This is a genomic window from Vibrio sp. 10N.222.49.C9 (assembly GCF_041474985.1).
Taxonomy (GTDB): domain Bacteria; phylum Pseudomonadota; class Gammaproteobacteria; order Enterobacterales; family Vibrionaceae; genus Vibrio; species Vibrio crassostreae_C.
The window spans coordinates 1-350 of the sequence record NZ_JBFRVD010001010.1 but is presented as its reverse complement, the minus strand read 5'-3'; the positions used below and the strand labels follow the sequence as shown (position 1 = coordinate 350).

Sequence of the window (350 nt, the reverse complement as noted above, 5' to 3'; positions counted from 1 at the left end):
GTATGAGATGTTCCCTGAAGATTGGCATGGCTTGGAGTTTGTTCGCATGGTGCCAACCATGTTTGAAGATGACAACAAGAAGCAGGTTTCTGTTCTTACTGAGATGAACTATCTTCTGCAAGATCAGGTGATGATGGCAACGATACCAAGAAGTCGTGCGTTTGAAACCTGTGCAGATACTTATAGCACCGTATTTGACCTCACTCCAGGAGACTTTGAGGGAGGCAAAAAGACGCTCGCGGTTGCTCAAGATGCCGTGCAAAAAAGTGCATTAGAGCTAGAGCGAGTGTTACACAGTAACTGGGCGTCATTGAGCAAGGAGGATTAAGAATATGGCGATAAAAACTTCC

The 350-nt window shown here is 45.4% G+C and carries 1 protein-coding gene; it reads left to right on the top strand.

The features are described 5' to 3' along the window. Positions 1-328, top strand: a 328-nt coding sequence (locus AB4585_RS26655; RefSeq protein ID WP_372171755.1) for a ParA family protein, incomplete at its 5' end; no start/stop codon positions are given. Between the last annotated feature and the right edge of the window lie 22 nt (positions 329-350).